This window comes from Stenotrophomonas sp. 116085_Sma, from assembly GCF_056479585.1.
Window position 1 is genome coordinate 4,221,576 of sequence record NZ_CM151057.1, and the last position, 16,993, is coordinate 4,238,568.

Here is a 16,993-nt window from a genome sequence, read left to right on the forward strand (position 1 = left end):
GGCGGACTGCAACGTCAACCGCGCAGCAGCTTGTACAGCGTGGTGCGCGAGATACCCAGCTGGCGCGCGGCCAGGCTCAGATTGCCATCCGCCGCCTGCGCGGCACGGCGCGCCGCTTCACGCTGCTGATCACGCAACAGCGGTGCATCCATCGTCGCCGCTGAAGGCCGTTGCGCGCTGCGGCCAGCGACCTTGCGCGGCGCCTGCAGGTGCTGCAGGTAAACCGCACTGCCCTCGCCCACCCGCACCCGATGCGGCGCCCCGGGTTGCAGCAGGCGCCGCCGCTGCGCGGCACTGGCGCCGGCAAACACGCTTTCCAGGTTCAACAACGGCAACGGTCCCCGACGCGGCAGGCCCAGCAGGCGCCGCGCAACACGGTTGGCCGCGCGCAGCTGGCCATCCTCCTGCACCGCCAGCAACCCCTGCAATGGTGACGCCAACCAGCGCGGATCGTGCTGCAGCGCCAACAGATGCACGTCGGCAAGCGCGTGGAACAGCCGGTTCTCGCTGGCCAGCGCGGCCTGCCGAAAATAGCCCTGCAACAACGATGGATCACGCTCACCCAGGCCGGTGATGTCGATCACCCCGCATACCTGCCCATCGAGATCGTGCAGTGGCTCGCTGAGGCAGAACACCGGGGCGAAGCGCTGCAGGTAGTGTTCATTGCCCCGTACCAGCGCAGGCAGGTCGTCGGCCAGGCTGACCGCCGGCGCCGTGGTGCCGATCTCGCCCTCGCCCAGCCTCCGCCCAACCTGGATCGGACGCAGCAGCGGTGCATCTTCCAGGCCATGGGCCTGCTGCGCGATCACCATGCCCTCACGGTTGGCACAGAACATCGTCCAGCCACGCCCGCCAAAGGCAGCCCACAGCTGTTCCAGCTCCGGCCGCACGCAGCGCGCGAGCCGACGGTCGCCGGAATCGGAAAGATGCCGGCCGTCACCCAGCAGCGGACGATAGTCCGGCTCCTGCCCGGGCAGCAGGCCCGCCGCGCGCGAACGCAGCCATGACTGCTGCAGCGGCAGCGGCAACACGCCCAATGAACGCGCGTCGCCCTCGGCGAAGGCGGCGCGTGCCGCCACCAACTGCTGTTGCCCGACTGTCGTGGCCATCATGAAGGCAGCGTACACCCGTCGGCGGCAACGCCACGTTACGTTCCGACAACGGAATGTTTCCGCCAGCGGGTCAAACAAGGGGTCAGAGCCGTTTTCCTTTGGAAAACGGATCCGACCCCGTGCCGACCAACAGCAGCGGGAACCTGTCGAAGGCGGGGTGGGCCCGGTTGCGGGGCGTGAGCGCCATGGATGGCGCGACCGAGCTTACATGGACGTACTTGCAGCGCCCCCCGAAACCGGAGCCACCCCGCCATCCCACGGAATGCCCGCTTTTGCCATTGCCGTGGACGTTGCTTCGGCGGGTGCAGGGCGCAGCCCTGCAACCCCACCTTCTGCTCAGGCCGCGATGCGCAGGATCGGCTTGAGCGTGATTCCCTTCGTGCTGTCCTCCGCCGCCTGGTTGATCTGTTCCAGCGGATAGAACTTCACCAGCTTGTCGAACGGGAAGCGGCCTTGCTGGAACAGCGTCACCAGCTGCGGAATGAACACCTGCGGCACGCTGTCGCCTTCCACGATGCCGCGAATGCTCCGGCCACCGAGCAGCAGGTTGTTCACATCGAAGCTGGCGGTGGTACCCAGCTTCGGTGCCCCCACCACGCCCATCATCCCCAAGCCACCCAGTGCCTCGACACCGGCCGACAGCACCTCGGGGCGACCGGTCGATTCCAGCGCGAAGTCCGCACCACCGCCAGTGATCGCGCGTACGGCCTCGATCACGTCGGTTTCGCGGCTGTTCACCACGTGGGTCGCACCCAGTTCCAGTGCCAGCTCCAGACGCGAGGGCACCACGTCGATGGCGATGATGGTGGTGGCGCCGGCCACCTTGGCCGCCATCACCGCGCTCAGGCCCACAGCACCGGCGCCGTAGCTGGCGAAGCTGCTGCCCGAGCGCACCTGCAGCGAATTGAGGACCGCACCGGCACCGGTCTGGATGCCGCAGCCCAGCGGGCCCAGCAGTTCCAGCGGCGCGTCGTCGGGCACCTTGATCGCGTTGATCTCGCGCGCGATGGCGAAGGTGGCAAACGAAGACTGCGCGAAGAAATGGTCGTGCAGTGGCTGGCCCTGCGCATCGGTGATGGCGGTATGGCCGTGGCCATCGTCGCCACCGAAGTTCAGCGCAAAGAAGTCCTTGCAGTAGGCACCGTGGCCGCCCCGGCAGGGATTGCAGTGACCGCAGGCGCCATAGGTCAGCACCACATGGTCGCCCACCTTGAGGTCGCGCACGTTCGGGCCCACCGCCTCGACGATGCCAGCCCCCTCATGGCCGAGCACTGCCGGCAGCGGCACCGGGTAGTACTGGTCGCGCACGATCAGGTCAGTGTGGCACAGGCCGGTCGCCACCACCTTCACCAATACCTCGTCGTCCTGCGGGCCACGCAGCCGGGCCTGCTCGATGACGAAGGGCTGTTCTTTGCCGCGGACCACGGCGGCGGTGATCTCGTGGGTCGTGGTCTTGTCGTTCATCGTGATGGCTCCTTCGATCAGATCGGGTAAGCGGGCGCTTCGCCCTTGACGGTCAACCACTGCCACTGGGTGAACTCTTCCCCGTTGGCGGCGCCACCGATGCTGCTGCCGTTGCCGGACGCACCGACGCCGCCGAACGGGTTGATCACTTCGTCGTTCACGGTCTGGTCGTTGATATGCAGCAGGCCGGTGCGCAGGCGCTCGCCTAGCTTCAACGCACGCCCGACGTTGCTGGACACGATGGCCATCGACAGGCCGTACTCGCTGTCGTTGGCCAGGCGCACGGCATCGTCGTCATCGTCGAACGGCACCACCACCGCCACCGGTGCGAAGATCTCCTCGTTGAACGCCGGATTGTCGGCAGAGACGTTGCCAAGCACGGTCGGTGCGAAGAACAGATCGCGGTGCGAACCGCCGGCCTCCAGCGAAGCACCGGCCTGCACCGCCTGTTCGACCACGCGCGTGGCGTGGTCACGCTGGCCAGCATTGATCAGCGGGCCGATCGCCACGTCTTCCCGTGCCGGGTCGCCCACCTTCAGCGAATTGGCCTTGGCCACCAGCTTCTGCAGGAACGCATCATGGATCTTCCGATGCACCAGCACGCGGCCGGTCGCCATGCAGATCTGTCCCTGATGCAGGTAGACGCCCCACGCGGTGTTGGCGACCGCCAGGTCGAGGTCGGCATCATCGAGGATGATCAGCGAATTCTTGCCACCCAGCTCCAGCGACACCTTCTTCAGGTGCCTGCCCGCCGCTTCGCCGACCTTGCGTCCAGCGGCGGTGGAACCGGTGAACTGGATCATCGCCACGTGCGGATCGCTGGTCAGCGCGGCACCGGCCGCGCCATCACCGGGCAGCATGTGCAGCACACCTGCCGGCAGCCCGGCCTGCTCGAACAGGCGTGCGATCACCGCGCCGCCGCACACCGCCGTGCGCGGGTCCGGCTTGAGCACCACCGCGTTGCCCAGCGCGATGGCCGGCGCCACCGCGCGCATGGCCAGGTACAGCGGGAAATTGAAGGGTGAGATGACGCCGACCACGCCCAGTGGCCGACGCCGCGCCAGGTTCAGCCGGCCCGGCTCGGACGGCAGGATCTCGCCGACGCTACGCGAAGGCAGCGCCGCGGCTTCGTGCAATGCCTTGATAGTGACCTTCGCCTCAAAGCCGGCCTTCAGGCGAGTGGAGCCGCTTTCGCGCACCAGCCACTCGACCAGGGTGTCAATGTTCTCTTCGGCCAGGCGTGCCGCTTTGCGCATGACCTCAGCGCGCTGCTCGTAAGGCGCTGACGCCCACGCCTGTTGCGCCTGGGCAGCGGCTGCCGCCGAGCGCGCCACCTGCGCCGGGTCGGCCAGGCCGATCTCGCCGAGGGTGTTGCCGGTGGCCGGCTCGATCACCAGCTGCCGTTGCTCGGCCGCCTGCCAGCGACCATCGAAGAAGGCGCCGGCCCAAAGGGCATCCGGCAGCCACGGGGAAGATGCAGTCATGGGTGTCCTCCTGTGTCGTGCGCCCATTCCACGCCCGCCGTCCGCGGCAGGCAATCGGCCATCCAGCGGCCGCCCGCAAGGGCTTGAATCGGCGGGGATTTCCAGCATGACGACTGTCCAGTTCCTGCACAGTGAACAGCGCGGCGGCGGCACACTGCCTACAATGTCCGCCCCGCCAGCCGACGTGCCCGCCATGACCGATGCCCACCTGCCCACCGATGACCCGATCGCCGCCACCCGCCTGTGGCTGGAGCGCATCGTCATCGGCCTGAACCTGTGCCCGTTCGCCAAGGCGGTGTACGTGAAGGACCAGGTCCGTTTCGTGCTCAGCGATGCGACCACGCCGGAAGCGCTGGTCGAACAGCTGGCCGAGGAGCTGGTGCTGCTGCGCGATACGCCGGCCGAGCAGATCGATACCACGCTGATCGTGCATCCGCAGGTGCTGACCGACTTCCTCGACTACAACGACTTCCTCGACAACGCCGACGCCGCGATCGAGGCACTGGACCTGCAGGGCATCCTGCAGGTAGCCAGCTTCCATCCGGATTACCAGTTCGAGGGCGTGGCCGCCGACGACGCCAGCAACTACACCAACCGTGCGCCCTTCCCCACCCTGCACCTGCTGCGCGAGGACAGCGTGGCGCGCGCGGTGGACGTCTATCCGGACCCGGACGTGATCGTCGAGCGCAACATCCAGACCCTGGACCGCATCGGCGTGGACGGCTGGCATCGCCGCCTGCGTGGCGACGACCTGTCATGAGCCGCGTTCCGCCGATTGCCGCATGGCCGGCCGCGCCGCTGTCGGGCAAGGTGGTGCTGATCACCGGGGGTGCCAACGGCATCGGCCGCGGCATCGCCCAGGCCGTGCTTGGTGCCGGTGGCCGCGTGCTGATCGGCGACCTGGACGTGGAGGCCGGCGAAGCGTGTCTGGTGGAATGGCAGCGCGGTGATGACGCTGCGTTCCAGCGCCTGGACATCACCGACGAAGGCAGCGTGGGCGCGTTCGTCGCCGAGGCGCTGCGTCGCTTCGGACACATCGACGGGCTGGTCAACAATGCCGGCATCGCGGGGCCGCACGGCACGCGGCTGCAGGACATGGAGTGGGACGAATGGCAACGCCGCCTATCGTCGCTGCATGGCGCCTTCCTGTGCAGCAAGCACGCGCTGTCGGCGCTGTCGGCCAGCGCTGCCGGGGCAATCATCAACATCGCCTCAACCCGCGCCTGGCAATCCGAGGCGCACAGTGAGGCCTATGCGGCCGCCAAGGGTGGGTTGGTCGCCTTCACCCATGCGCTGGCGATCAGCGCCGGCCCGGCGGTGCGGGTGAACAGCATCAGCCCCGGCTGGATCGGCACCACGGCCTGGCAGGCGCCCTCACGGCGCCATGAGCCTGAGTACTCGGCCATCGACCATGCGCAGCACCCGATCGGCCGGGTCGGCCAGCCCGAGGACATCGGCGCGCTGGCGGTGTACCTGCTGTCGTCGCTGTCCGGCTTCACCACCGGCCAGGACTTCGTCGTCGACGGCGGCATGACCCGGAAGATGATCTACGCCGAATGACCCGCCTCATCCACGCATGGCGTGGATCTACTGAAGATCATTGGTAGATCCACGCCATGCGTGGATGGCGGTGAAGTGCCAACCAGGGTTGGCACCTACCAGAGCGGCTTACGCCATGCCCGAATGGCGCAGCAGCGCGTCGATCTGCGGTGCGCGGCCGCGGAAGGCCTTGAAGTTCTCCGCCGCCGGGCGGCTGCCACCCCGCGACAGGATCTCATCGCGGAAGCGTGCACCGGTTTCCGCCAGCGCCTGCGGCGCTTCCTCGAACGCGGCGTAGGCATCGGCACTCAGCACCTCGGCCCACTTGTAGCTGTAGTAGCCCGCCGCATAGCCACCGGCGAAGATATGGCTGAACTGGTGCGGGAAGCGGTTCCAGACCGGCGGATGGTTCACCGCCACTTCCGCGCGCACGCGATCCAGCAATGCCAGCACGCTGTCCTGCGCCGGTTCGAACTGGCTGTGCAGCAGCATGTCGAACAGGCCAAATTCCAGCTGGCGCACGGTGGCCATGCCGCTGTGGAAGTTGCGCGCGGCCAGCATGCGCTCGTACAGCGCGCGCGGCAGCGGCTCGCCACTGTCCACGTGCGCGGTCATCGCCTGCAGGTGATCCCACTCCCAGCAGAAGTTCTCCATGAACTGGCTGGGCAGCTCCACTGCATCCCATTCCACGCCATTGATACCGGCCACGCCCAGTTCGCCGATGCGGGTCAGCAGCTGGTGCAACCCATGGCCCATCTCATGGAACAGCGTGGTCACTTCGTTGTGGCTGAAGGTAGCCGGCTTGCCATTGGCACCACGGCCGAAGTTGCACACCAGGTAGACCAGCGGCGTCTGCACGCTGCCATCGGCGCGCACGCGGCGGTTGCGGCAATCATCCATCCACGCACCACCGCGCTTGCCCTCGCGCGCATAAAGATCCAGATAGAACTGGCCGACCAGCGCGCCCTGCGCATCGACCAGGCGGAAGAAGCGCACGTCCTCGTGCCACACCGGGGCGCTGTCCTCCTGCACACGCAGGCCGTACAGCTGCTCGATCACCGAGAACAGGCCGCCCAGTACCTTCGGTTCGGTGAAGTACTGCTTCACGTCCTGCTCGGAATAGCTGTAGCGCGCCTGCTTCAGGCGATCGGCGGCGAAGGCCAGGTCCCAGGCCTGCAACGGCTCGATGCCCAGCTGCTCGCGCGCGAACTGCTCCAGCTCGGCGCGATCCTTGGCCGCGAACGGCTTGGCACGTGCAGCGAGGTCACGCAGGAAGCCGAGTACTTCGGCCGGGTCCTGCGCCATCTTGGTCGCCACCGAATACTCGCCGTACGAACCGAAGCCGAGCAGCGCCGCCAGTTCCGCGCGCAGGGCGAGAATGCGGTCGATATTGCCGCTGTTGTCCAGCGCGTCGTCGCCGAATTCGGAGGCGCGCTGCGCACTGGCGCGATACAGGATCTCGCGCAGATCACGGTCCTCGCCCCAGGTCTGCACCGGCAGGTAGCACGGCATCTGCAGGGTCAGTTTCCAACCTGCTTTCCCCTCCTTTTCTGCCGCAGCGTGCGCGGCGGCCTTCACGTCATCGGGCAGGCCGGCCAGGCGCGCTTCGTCCTCGATGATCAGCGACCACGCATCGGTAGCGTCCAGCACGTTCTGCGAGAACTTCGCCGACAGCGCCGACAGTTCCTCCTTGATCGCGGCGAAGCGCTGCTGGGCCTCCGGCGCCAGTTCGGCGCCCCCCAGGCGGAAATCGCGCAGGGTGTTGTCCAGCACCTTGTGCTGGGCCTCATCGAAGGTCGCCGCCTCGGGGCTGCCGGCCAGCGCCTGGTACTGGCGATACAGCGCCAGGTTCTGGCCCAGTGCACTGGCAAAGCGGGTCACCCGCGGCAGGTTGCTGTTGTAGGCCTCGCGCAGTTCCGGCGTGTTGACCACGCCCTGCAGGTGGCCGACCAGGCCCCAGGCACGCCACAGGCGCTCGGTGGCATCGTCCAGCGGGGCCACGAAGGTCTGCCAGGTGACCGGCTGCACCTGCTCGGCGACGCTGACAGCGGCTTCCGCCTCGGCCAGCAGCACGTCCAGCGCCGGCGCCACGTGCTCCGGACGGACCGCCTCGAAACGCGGCAGGCCGGAAAAATCGAGCAGGGGGTTGGCAACGGTCACGGCAGGTCTCCAGGGTACGGGCCCGGCGGGCGGGCAGTTCTGTAGATATGGCGCTGGCAGGCGTGGCTGACAAGGGGGCACGGCCCGGCATTCACATCGGCCTTACGGCCACGCACCGAAGCTCTGAGTGCGGGGGAGTCCGCAGCGGTACGCACCGAACGAGGCCCCACATGGAAGGTCTGGCTGCAGTTGCATCCTCCTCACCGGCCCGGTCACTGGCATTGTCCGCCAGCCCGGCCGAACTGACCTGGATCGCCGCATTGTGCGATGCCGGCGACGACGCCCCGCGCCACCTGCAGCAATTGCAGACGGTGCTGCAGCAGGGCGGCACGTTCAGCGATGCCCAGGAGTGGTACCCGTTCGAAGTGATCGAACGCGGCGCCAGCCAGCTGCGGCTGGGCCATGAGCGCGAGTTCGTGATCTGCGTGCTGCTGTGGCTGCAGGCGTTGGCGCAGGGCCGCGCCAGCACGCTGGACCCGAGCCTGCATCTTGATGACCGCGCGATGGACATCGAGGCGCTGCCCGATGCCCTGCGTGATGCGGTGCTGGATGCGTTCACCGCAGCGGGGTATTGAGACGCCATCGTGATCGCCGGGCGTGGCCCGGCGACAACATCGACCGTCCTACAGCGCTTCCAGGCTGCACCACGGCAACGCCGGCAGTCCCTGCCCGGCCACCGCCGCCGCCAGCTGCGCGTCGGCGCCGTCGACATCGATGCCCTGGCGCGCGTACCACGACGGGTCGTAATAGCTCTGCGCGTAGCGCTCGCCGCTGTCGCACAGGATGCTGACGATACTGCCCTGATGGCCCGCCTCGCGCATCCATTGTGCGGCCTGCAGCACGCCGATGAAGTTGGTGCCGGTGGAGCCACCGACGCGGCGGCCCAGCTGGCGGCTGACATGGCGCATCGCGGCCAGGCTCAGCGCATCGGGCACCTTCACCATCGCATCGACGCTGGTCGGGATGAAGCTCGGCTCCACCCGCGGCCGGCCAATGCCTTCCACGCGCGAGCCACCGCTGCAGGTCAGGCCACGCCAATCCTGCTCACCGGCCACGGCGGCCTGGTAACCGTCGAAGAACACCGACACTTCCGGGTCCGCGCACAGGATGCGGGTGTCATGCCGGCGGTAGCTGACATAGCGGCCCAGCGTGGCGGCGGTACCGCCGGTGCCGGGGCTGCACACGATCCATTCCGGAACCGGGCTGGGCTCTTCGGCCATCTGCTTGAAGATGGATTCGGCGATGTTGTTGTTGGCGCGCCAGTCGGTCGCACGTTCGGCGTAGGTGAACTGGTCCATGAAGTGGCCGCCGGTTTCACGGGCCAGCTTTTCCGAATCGCAGTTGAGATCGCAGGCACGCTCGACCAGATGGCAGCGGCCACCGTGGAATTCGATTGCCGCGATCTTCTCCGGCGAGGTCGTGGCCGGGATCACCGCAATGAACGGCAAACCAAGCAGGCGCGCGAAATAGGCCTCGGAGACCGCGGTCGAGCCGCTGGATGCTTCGATCACCGGGCGCCCTTCGCGTAACCAGCCATTGGTCAACGCATACAGGAACAGCGAGCGCGCCAGCCGGTGCTTCAGGCTGCCGGTGGGATGGCTCGATTCATCCTTCAGGTACAGGTCGATGCCCTCGAACCCGGGCAGCGCCAACGGGATCAGGTGGGTATCGGCGGAACGGTTGAAATCGGCTTCGATCTTGCGGATGGCGGCGGCCACCCATTCACGCTGCGACATGGCGGGCAATCGTTGTCAGGACGGAACGGTGCGATCCGGCCATTGTACGTCGCAGTGCCGTCAGGTGCTGGCCGGTAGAATGGCCCCATCCGGCCGGCAACGGCCCTGCCTGAAGGACCTCCCCCATGACCATTCCCGCCCTGCGCGATGTTCCCGGCGTCGCCGCCCAGGCCCCGGCCGAAACCACCGGCTTCGTGTTCAACCACACCATGCTGCGGGTGAAGGACATTACCGCCTCGCTGGACTTCTACACCCGCGTGCTCGGCTACCAGCTGATCGACAAGCGCGATTTCCCGGAGGCCCAGTTCAGCCTGTACTTCCTGGCCTACGTGCCCGCCGGCGTCATGGTGCCGGAAGATGACAACGCCCGCCGCCTGTGGATGGCCGGCCTGCCGGGCGTGCTGGAACTGACCCACAACCACGGCACTGAGAGCCAGGACGGCGCGGTCTACCACGACGGCAACAGCGACCCGCGCGGCTTCGGCCACATCTGCGTGTCGGTGCCGGACATCGAGGCCGCCTGCCAGCGCTTCGAGGATCTGGGCGTGACCTTCCAGAAGCGCCTGACCGACGGCCGCATGAAGAACCTGGCCTTCATCAAGGACCCGGACGGCTACTGGGTCGAGATCATCGCCAACGCCTGACCCGGAAAGGGGCACAATTCCGGTAGCGCCAGGCCATGCCCGGCGCTACCGACTCCGTCCCCTTTTTTGCGAGGTTCGTATGGAAACGATGGAACTTCACCGTGGCCGCCTGATCGACCACATCCAGCTGGTAGTGCGCGACCTGGCGGCCAGCCGCCGCTTCTACCAGGCGGTGTTCGACACCATCGGCATCCCGGTGGCCGGTGAAGGCGAGGACTACTTCTGGGCCGACGAGCTGTTCGTTTCCAGCGCCAGCAGCGAGGCCGCCGCTGGCCAGCTGACCGGACGCCACCACCTGGCATTCCAGGCCCGCGACACCGCCACTGTCGATGCCTTCCACAGCGCCGCCATTGCCGCCGGCGGTACCGACAACGGCGCGCCCGGCGAACGCCCCTACCACCCGGGCTATTACGGTGCGTTCGTGCTCGATCCCGATGGCAACAACATTGAAGTGGTCTACCACGGCCCGGCCAACTACAGCGCCGACTCGGTGAAGGTCACTTTCTGATTTCACCGATGCCGTAAACGAAGAAGCCGGGCAATGCCCGGCTTCTCTGCTTCCGACGGTGTGGCCCTCAGTGGGCGGCCATGTAGATGTCCTGCAGCACGGCCTTTTCAAGCTCCAGCTCGCCCAGCAGGTTCTTCACGATGTCGCCCAGGCTGAGGATGCCAACCAGGCGGGTGCCTTCGGTGACCATCAGATGACGGCGCCGCGAGTACGTCATCAACGACATGGCCTGCTTCAGGGTGGCCTCCGGGGCGATGCCTTCCAGGCCGGTGGACGGCAGGCTGGAAATCACCCGGCGGCCGGCCTGCGGGCCGTCGTCGGCCAGGGTGCGCACGATGTCCTTTTCGGAAATGATGCCGACCGGGGCATCGTCCTTCATCACCACCAGCGCAGCGATCCTGTTCGCGCTCATCTTGTGGGCGGCGGCACCGATGGTGTCTTCGGCGTCGATGGTGATGACAGCTTCTTTCTTGGATTGCAGGAGTTCGCGGACGTTCATTCTTGTTTCCTGGTGCAGGTCACTGAAGTCAAAAAAGTGTGCTCTTCCGATACGCCCCCTCCCCGGGAACAGACCTTTCAGCGCACGTCTGGCGCACCCGGCTGCCGGTGGAATGCATCGACAGGCGACGTGCTGCAACGCGAACGAGGCGGGTTCAACAGCACAGCCCGTATCTCGGTCAAATCGATTCTACGACTGCGTCCCTCGGTCACTATCGGCATCGATGGGACAGTTCGTCGTGGGAACCAACCGACGATCCAGAGAATGGCACCGTGGCTGAAACCGCCGCTGAATACTGGCGATGCCGCGCGTTAAAGATTGATTGATGGCTGCCGACGGCGGACAGAACACCCTGAGGCTGTCCCACTTCGCACGGACGCCGGCACAAACGAAAGGGGCCACTGGGGCCCCTTTCGCTTGCAGCATCCAACCGAGCCGACGGGTTTACTCCACTGTCACGCTCTTGGCCAGGTTGCGCGGCTTGTCCACGTCGGTGCCACGTGCCAGCGCGGTGTGGTACGCCAGCAACTGCACCGGAATGGTATGCACGATCGGGCTGAGCACGCCGGCATGGCGCGGCGTACGAATCACGTGCACGCCTTCGGACGCGTTGAAGTTGCTGTCCTGGTCGGCGAACACGAACAGTTCACCGCCACGCGCACGCACTTCCTGCATGTTCGACTTCACCTTTTCCAGCAGGCTGTCGTTCGGCGCGATCACCACCACCGGCATGTCCTCGTCCACCAGCGCCAGCGGACCATGCTTCAGCTCGCCCGCCGGGTAGGCCTCGGCGTGGATGTAGGAGATTTCCTTGAGCTTGAGCGCGCCTTCCAGCGCGATCGGGTAGTGCAGGCCGCGGCCCAGGAACAGCGCGCTGCTCTTGCGCGCGAAGCGCTCGGCCCACGCAGCAATCTGCGGCTCCATGTTCAACGCGTGCTGCACGCTGCCCGGCAGGAAGCGCAGCTGCTCCAGGTAGTCCGCTTCCTGTGCCGCGTCGATGCGGCCATGCAGCTTGCCCAGCACCACGGTCAGCTGGAACAGTGCCGCCAGCTGGGTGGTGAAGGCCTTGGTCGATGCCACGCCGATCTCGGCACCGGCACGGGTGTAACAGACCAGTTCGCTGGCACGCGGGATCGCGCTTTCCGGCACGTTGCAGATCGACAGCGTGTGCTTGTGGCCCAGCGACTTGGCGTACTTCAGCGCTTCCATCGTATCCAGCGTTTCGCCGGACTGGGAAATGGTCACGATCAGGTGCTTCGGATTCGCGTAGGCGGCGCGGTAGCGGTACTCGCTGGCGATCTCCACGCTGCACGGCAGGCCGGCGATGGCCTCGACCCAGTAGCGTGCAGTCAGGCCGGCGTAGTAGCTGGTACCGCAGGCGATGATCTGCACGCCCTCGATGCCCGACAACACGGCTTCGGCGTTCTTGCCGAACAGCTCGGCCGGGAAACCACCGGCATCGATCGCCGCCTCGATGGTGTCGCCCAGGGCGCGCGGCTGCTCGTGGATTTCCTTCTGCATGAAGTGGCGGTACGGGCCCAGCTCCAGCGATGCCAGCGATACGTCGGACAGATGCACGTCGCGCTCGACCGGCTGGTCGTGCTCGTCGAAGATGCGCACGCCATCGCGGCGGATTTCGGCGGTATCGCCTTCCTCCAGGAAAATCACCTTGCGGGTGGCCGAGATCACCGCCGAGACATCCGAAGCGACGAAGTTCTCGCCCTCGCCCAGGCCGATCAGCAGCGGGCAGCCCATGCGCGCACAGACGAAGCGCTCCGGCTCGGCGCGGCTGACCACGGCCAGCGCGTAGGCACCGGTCAGTTCCTTCACCGTGTGCTGCAGCGCCACCAGCAGGTCGTCGCCGCTCTTCAGGTGATGGTGGATCAGGTGCGCGATGACTTCGGTATCGGTCTGCGACTCGAACGTGTAGCCCAGGGCGCGCAGCTTCTCGCGTTGCTCTTCATGGTTCTCGATGATGCCGTTGTGCACCAGCGCCACGCCCTGGCTGATATGCGGATGCGCATTGGCCTCGGTGACACCGCCGTGGGTGGCCCAGCGGGTGTGACCGATGCCCAGCACCGCGTTGAAGCCCTCGGCCTCGGCCGCGGTGGCCATTTCCGACACGCGACCGGTACGACGCACGCGACGCACCTCCGACCGCTCGGCATGGTCGATCACCGCGATACCCGAGGAATCGTAACCACGGTACTCAAGGCGCTTCAGACCCTCGATCAGCACCGGCACTACGTCGCGATCAGCGATCGCACCCACGATTCCACACATGTCACGCGTTTCCTTGAAGACGATCGTCGCATTCTAGCCTGCGTGTCCGGCTTCCCCCTCCTGTCCGCTTAATGAAAGTGTCCGGAAAGGTGTCCGCGGACACCCGGACACTTCAGACACCCACCCAACTCATTGATGGAGAAGGAAATAAAGTTGGCACGCTACGTGCTTGGTACTGGCTACCACCGTCAGGCACGCACCCGATGATCCGCGACACTTCCGCCCAGGACCAGATCGTTTCCTCCGCCCCGGCCAGCGCCCCGCGCGCCAACTGGCACCGTTACCGTTGGCCGGCGCTGGGCACGATCGCCCTGCTCGCCGGCATCGGCTGGGCCGTGCACGCCTGGTCCAACGCCAGCCGCTCCTTCGACAGCAGCCGCGTGCGCATCGCCGAAGTGAAGCGTGGCGACCTGGTTCGCGACATCGCCGCCGATGGCCGCGTGATCGCCGCCAACAGCCCGATCCTGTATGCCATCTCTGCGGGCACCGTGGACCTGAAGGTGGTCGCCGGCGATGTGGTGAAGAAGGGGCAGGAGCTGGCGATCATCGACAGCCCCGAACTGCGCAGCAAGCTGGCCCAGGAACAGGCCACCCTGGCCGGCCTGGAAGCCGAAGCCAGCCGCGCCGCGCTGGACGCCACCCTGGCCCGCGCCAAGTCGCGCAAGGAAACCGACCAGGCCACCATCGAACGGCAGGCCGCCGACCGCGACCTGCAGCGCTACCAGCGCGGCTACGACGGCGGTGCGGTGCCGCAGATCGACCTGGCCAAGGCCAAGGACTCGCTGAAGAAGGCCGACATCACCCTGGCCAACGCCACCACCGATGCACGCCTGCAGAGCCAGGGCGCCGACCTGGATGCCCGCAACAAGCGCCTGCTGGCCGATCGCCAGAAGGCGGTGGTGGCCGAAGTGCAGCGCCAGGTCGACGCGCTGACGCTGCGTGCCCCGTTCGATGGCCAGGTCGGCCAGGTGCAGGCGGTGCAGTCCACCAACCTGGCCGCCAACGCACCGGTGCTGGGCGTGGTCGACCTGTCCAAGTTCGAAGTCGAGATCAAGGTGCCGGAGAGTTTCGCCCGCGACCTGGCGATCGGCATGCCGGCGCAGCTGACCGGTGGCAACGGCCAGCCGTTCCCGGGCGAAATCAGCGCAGTGTCGCCGGAAGTGGTCAACGGTGAGGTAAACGCCCGCGTGCGCTTTGCCAGCGCGCAGCCGGAAGGCCTGCGCCAGAGCCAGCGGATGTCGGTGCGCGTGCTGCTCGATACCCGCAGGAACGTGCTGAAGGTCGAGCGCGGCCCGTTCGTCGAACAGGGCAATGGCATGGCCTACGTGATGGATGGCCGCACCGCCGTGCGCCGTCCGGTGGAACTGGGCGTCAGCAGCCTGGGCGAAGTGGAAATCAAGTCGGGTGTGCAACCGGGCGACCGCATCGTGGTCTCCGGCAGCGACCTGTTCAAGGACGCCGAGCGCGTCTCCGTCAACTGATACCTGATACCTGAATCCTGGAGAGAGGACACCCCATGTACATGCTCGAAATGCGCTCGGTCGCCAAGGTCTTCCGCACCGAACAGGTGGAAACCCACGCACTGCGCTCGCTGGAACTGCAGGTCAAGGAAGGCGAATTCGTTGCCGTCACCGGCCCGTCCGGTTCCGGCAAGACCACCTTCCTCAACATCGCCGGCCTGCTGGAAACCTTCACCAGTGGCACCTACATGCTGGACGGCCAGGACGTGAGCACGCTGGGTGATGATGCGCGCAGCCGCCTGCGCAACCAGAAGATCGGCTTCATCTTCCAGGGCTTCAACCTGATCCCGGACCTCAACCTGTTCGACAACGTCGACGTGCCGCTGCGCTATCGCAAGATGAGCGCCAACGAGCGCCGCGAACGCATCGAGAAGGCGCTGACCCAGGTCGGCCTCGGCTCGCGCATGAAGCACTACCCGAACGAGCTGTCCGGCGGCCAGCAGCAGCGCGCGGCGATCGCACGTGCCCTGGCCGGCAGCCCGCGCCTGCTGCTGGCCGACGAACCGACCGGCAACCTGGATACGCAGATGGCCCGTGGCGTGATGGAACTGCTGGAAGAGATCAATGCCGCCGGCACCACCATCGTGATGGTCACCCACGACCCGGAACTGGCCGCACGCGCGCAGCGCAACGTGCACATCGTCGATGGCCAGGTGACCGACCTGGTGCGTGAGCCGGTGCTGGCCACGCCGGTGCGCCACATCGTCGCCGTCAACGAGTGAGGGCCCGACCATGTTCGCCTACTACGCCCGATTGGCGGCGCGCAGCTTCCGCCGCAACAAGGTCCTGACCGCGCTGATGGTGGTTGCCATCGCGCTCGGCATCGGCGCCTCGATGACCACGTTGACCGTGTTCCACGTGTTGTCCGGCGACCCGATCCCCGGCAAGAGCGACCGCCTGTTCTACGTGCAGCTCGATGCCGCGACCGGCGCCTATGTCGCCGGCGAAGAGCCGGAAACCCAACTCACCCGCTTCGACGGTGAAGCGCTGCTGCGCGAAGCCAAGGGTGAACGCCAGGCGCTGATGAGCGGCGGTGGCGGCACCATCGAACCGGACAACAGCACCCTCAAACCCTTCAGCATCGACACCCGCTGGACCTCGGCCGACTTCTTCCCGATGTTCGAGGTGCCCATGCAGTACGGCCGGCCCTGGACGCGCGAGGACGATGAAGGCCGCGCACGCGTGGTGGTCATCTCCAAGGCGCTCAACGACAAGCTGTACCAGGGTGCCAACAGCGTGGGCCGCGACCTGCGCATGGAAGGACAGAGTTACCGCATCGTCGGCGTGATGAAGGAATGGAGCCCGGAGCCGCACTTCTACGACCTGACCACCGGCAGCTACGGCAAGAACGAAGACCTGCTGCTGCCGATCTCCACCTCGTTCGACCTGAAGCTCGGCAACAACGGCAACATGAACTGCTTCGGCGAAAACCCCGACGGCAACAGCTACTCGCTCAATGCACCGTGCGCATGGCTGCAGTACTGGGTGGAGATGGATCCGGCCAAGGCCGGCGACTACCGCCGCTACCTGGAGAACTATTCGACCCAGCAGCGCGAGGCCGGCCGCTTCAAGCATCCGCCGAACGTGCGCCTGCGCACCGTGATGGAATGGCTGGACTTCAATGGTGCAGTCCCCAGCGACGTGCGCTTGCAGCTGTGGCTGGCGCTGGGCTTCCTCGGTGTCTGCCTGGTCAACACGGTAGGCCTGCTGCTGGCCAAGTTCCTGCGCCGCAGCGGTGAGATCGGCGTGCGCCGTGCACTCGGTGCCAGCCGCGGCCAGATCTTCCTGCAGTGCCTGGTGGAAGCCGGCGCGGTCGGCGTGGTCGGTGGCGTGCTGGGCATCGGTCTGGCCCTGCTCGGTCTGTTCGCGGTGCGCCAGCAACCGGTGGAGTACGCCAAGCTGGCCCACCTTGACGGCAACATGCTGCTGCTCGCACTGGGCCTGACCCTGTTCGCCAGCCTCGCCGCCGGTTTCCTGCCCGCCTGGCGCGCCATGCAGGTCACCCCGGCCATCCAGCTCAAGTCGCAGTAAGCACCCGAACGAG

General features: G+C 66.7%; 15 protein-coding genes. 8 read left to right on the forward strand and 7 right to left on the reverse strand.

Annotation, left to right across the window (positions count from 1 at the left end; translation table 11 throughout):
• Positions 1-14: 14 nt before the first annotated feature.
• From ACZK0Z_RS19525 to ACZK0Z_RS19535, 3 genes are all read right to left on the reverse strand, one after another.
• Positions 15-1,109 carry a helix-turn-helix domain-containing protein gene (locus tag ACZK0Z_RS19525; protein ID WP_238378644.1) on the reverse strand — a complete coding sequence of 365 codons (1,095 nt, stop codon included), beginning with the start codon at positions 1,107-1,109 and terminating at the stop codon, positions 15-17.
• A gap of 339 nt (positions 1,110-1,448) precedes the next feature.
• Positions 1,449-2,576: an NAD(P)-dependent alcohol dehydrogenase gene (locus tag ACZK0Z_RS19530; protein WP_197632724.1), complete on the reverse strand. Its 1,128-nt coding sequence runs from the start codon at positions 2,574-2,576 to the stop codon at positions 1,449-1,451.
• 17 nt (positions 2,577-2,593) lie between these two features.
• The gene (locus tag ACZK0Z_RS19535) at positions 2,594-4,060 is read right to left on the reverse strand and encodes an aldehyde dehydrogenase family protein (protein WP_197632725.1); all 1,467 of its coding nucleotides are present in this window, start codon (positions 4,058-4,060) and stop codon (positions 2,594-2,596) included.
• 193 nt (positions 4,061-4,253) lie between these two features.
• Between ACZK0Z_RS19535 and ACZK0Z_RS19540 the strand changes: the two genes are divergently transcribed.
• Together ACZK0Z_RS19540 and ACZK0Z_RS19545 are read left to right on the forward strand one after the other, a co-directional pair.
• Complete coding sequence (locus tag ACZK0Z_RS19540) at positions 4,254-4,820, forward strand: DUF1415 domain-containing protein (protein WP_164147128.1); 567 nt, start codon at positions 4,254-4,256, stop codon at positions 4,818-4,820.
• Positions 4,817-5,620 (forward strand): SDR family oxidoreductase, encoded by an 804-nt coding sequence (locus ACZK0Z_RS19545; RefSeq protein ID WP_197632726.1) that lies wholly within the window; start codon positions 4,817-4,819, stop codon positions 5,618-5,620. The genes ACZK0Z_RS19540 and ACZK0Z_RS19545 overlap by 4 nt, the downstream gene beginning before the upstream one ends.
• A 108-nt stretch (positions 5,621-5,728) precedes the next feature.
• On the opposite strand, the gene ACZK0Z_RS19550 is transcribed toward ACZK0Z_RS19545, so the two are convergent.
• Positions 5,729-7,759, reverse strand: coding sequence for a M3 family metallopeptidase (locus ACZK0Z_RS19550; RefSeq protein ID WP_197632727.1), 2,031 nt, complete (start codon positions 7,757-7,759; stop codon positions 5,729-5,731).
• Between the two features lie 170 nt (positions 7,760-7,929).
• Here ACZK0Z_RS19550 and ACZK0Z_RS19555 point away from each other — a divergent pair, with 170 nt between their 5' ends.
• On the forward strand, positions 7,930-8,334 hold the full coding sequence (locus ACZK0Z_RS19555; RefSeq protein ID WP_197632728.1) for a hypothetical protein: 405 nt from the start codon (positions 7,930-7,932) through the stop codon (positions 8,332-8,334).
• A 48-nt stretch (positions 8,335-8,382) separates the two neighbouring features.
• On the opposite strand, the gene ACZK0Z_RS19560 is transcribed toward ACZK0Z_RS19555, so the two are convergent.
• The gene (locus tag ACZK0Z_RS19560) at positions 8,383-9,495 is read right to left on the reverse strand and encodes a PLP-dependent cysteine synthase family protein (protein ID WP_049429245.1); all 1,113 of its coding nucleotides are present in this window, start codon (positions 9,493-9,495) and stop codon (positions 8,383-8,385) included.
• A gap of 125 nt (positions 9,496-9,620) precedes the next feature.
• Between ACZK0Z_RS19560 and gloA the strand changes: the two genes are divergently transcribed.
• Positions 9,621-10,139: a lactoylglutathione lyase gene (gene gloA, locus ACZK0Z_RS19565; protein ID WP_049429244.1), complete on the forward strand. Its 519-nt coding sequence runs from the start codon at positions 9,621-9,623 to the stop codon at positions 10,137-10,139.
• Positions 10,140-10,218: 79 nt separating this feature from the next.
• On the forward strand, positions 10,219-10,647 hold the full coding sequence (locus ACZK0Z_RS19570) for a VOC family protein (protein WP_049429243.1): 429 nt from the start codon (positions 10,219-10,221) through the stop codon (positions 10,645-10,647).
• Between the two features lie 67 nt (positions 10,648-10,714).
• Here ACZK0Z_RS19570 and ACZK0Z_RS19575 read toward each other — a convergent pair whose 3' ends face one another.
• Both ACZK0Z_RS19575 and glmS read right to left on the reverse strand, forming a co-directional pair.
• Complete coding sequence (locus ACZK0Z_RS19575; protein WP_005411115.1) at positions 10,715-11,146, reverse strand: CBS domain-containing protein; 432 nt, start codon at positions 11,144-11,146, stop codon at positions 10,715-10,717.
• A gap of 444 nt (positions 11,147-11,590) precedes the next feature.
• Positions 11,591-13,429 (reverse strand): glutamine--fructose-6-phosphate transaminase (isomerizing), encoded by a 1,839-nt coding sequence (gene glmS, locus ACZK0Z_RS19580; protein WP_049429242.1) that lies wholly within the window; start codon positions 13,427-13,429, stop codon positions 11,591-11,593.
• Between the two features lie 203 nt (positions 13,430-13,632).
• Here glmS and ACZK0Z_RS19585 point away from each other — a divergent pair, with 203 nt between their 5' ends.
• Genes ACZK0Z_RS19585 through ACZK0Z_RS19595 form a run of 3 tightly spaced genes read left to right on the forward strand, consistent with a single transcriptional unit; the run spans position 13,633 to position 16,980 of the window.
• Entirely contained in the window at positions 13,633-14,910 is a 1,278-nt protein-coding gene (locus tag ACZK0Z_RS19585; RefSeq protein WP_049429241.1) for an efflux RND transporter periplasmic adaptor subunit, read from the forward strand.
• Positions 14,911-14,945: 35 nt separating this feature from the next.
• Positions 14,946-15,671 carry an ABC transporter ATP-binding protein gene (locus tag ACZK0Z_RS19590; protein WP_049429240.1) on the forward strand — a complete coding sequence of 242 codons (726 nt, stop codon included), beginning with the start codon at positions 14,946-14,948 and terminating at the stop codon, positions 15,669-15,671.
• 10 nt (positions 15,672-15,681) lie between these two features.
• Entirely contained in the window at positions 15,682-16,980 is a 1,299-nt protein-coding gene (locus ACZK0Z_RS19595; protein ID WP_005414537.1) for an ABC transporter permease, read from the forward strand.
• The last annotated feature ends 13 nt before the right edge of the window (positions 16,981-16,993 follow it).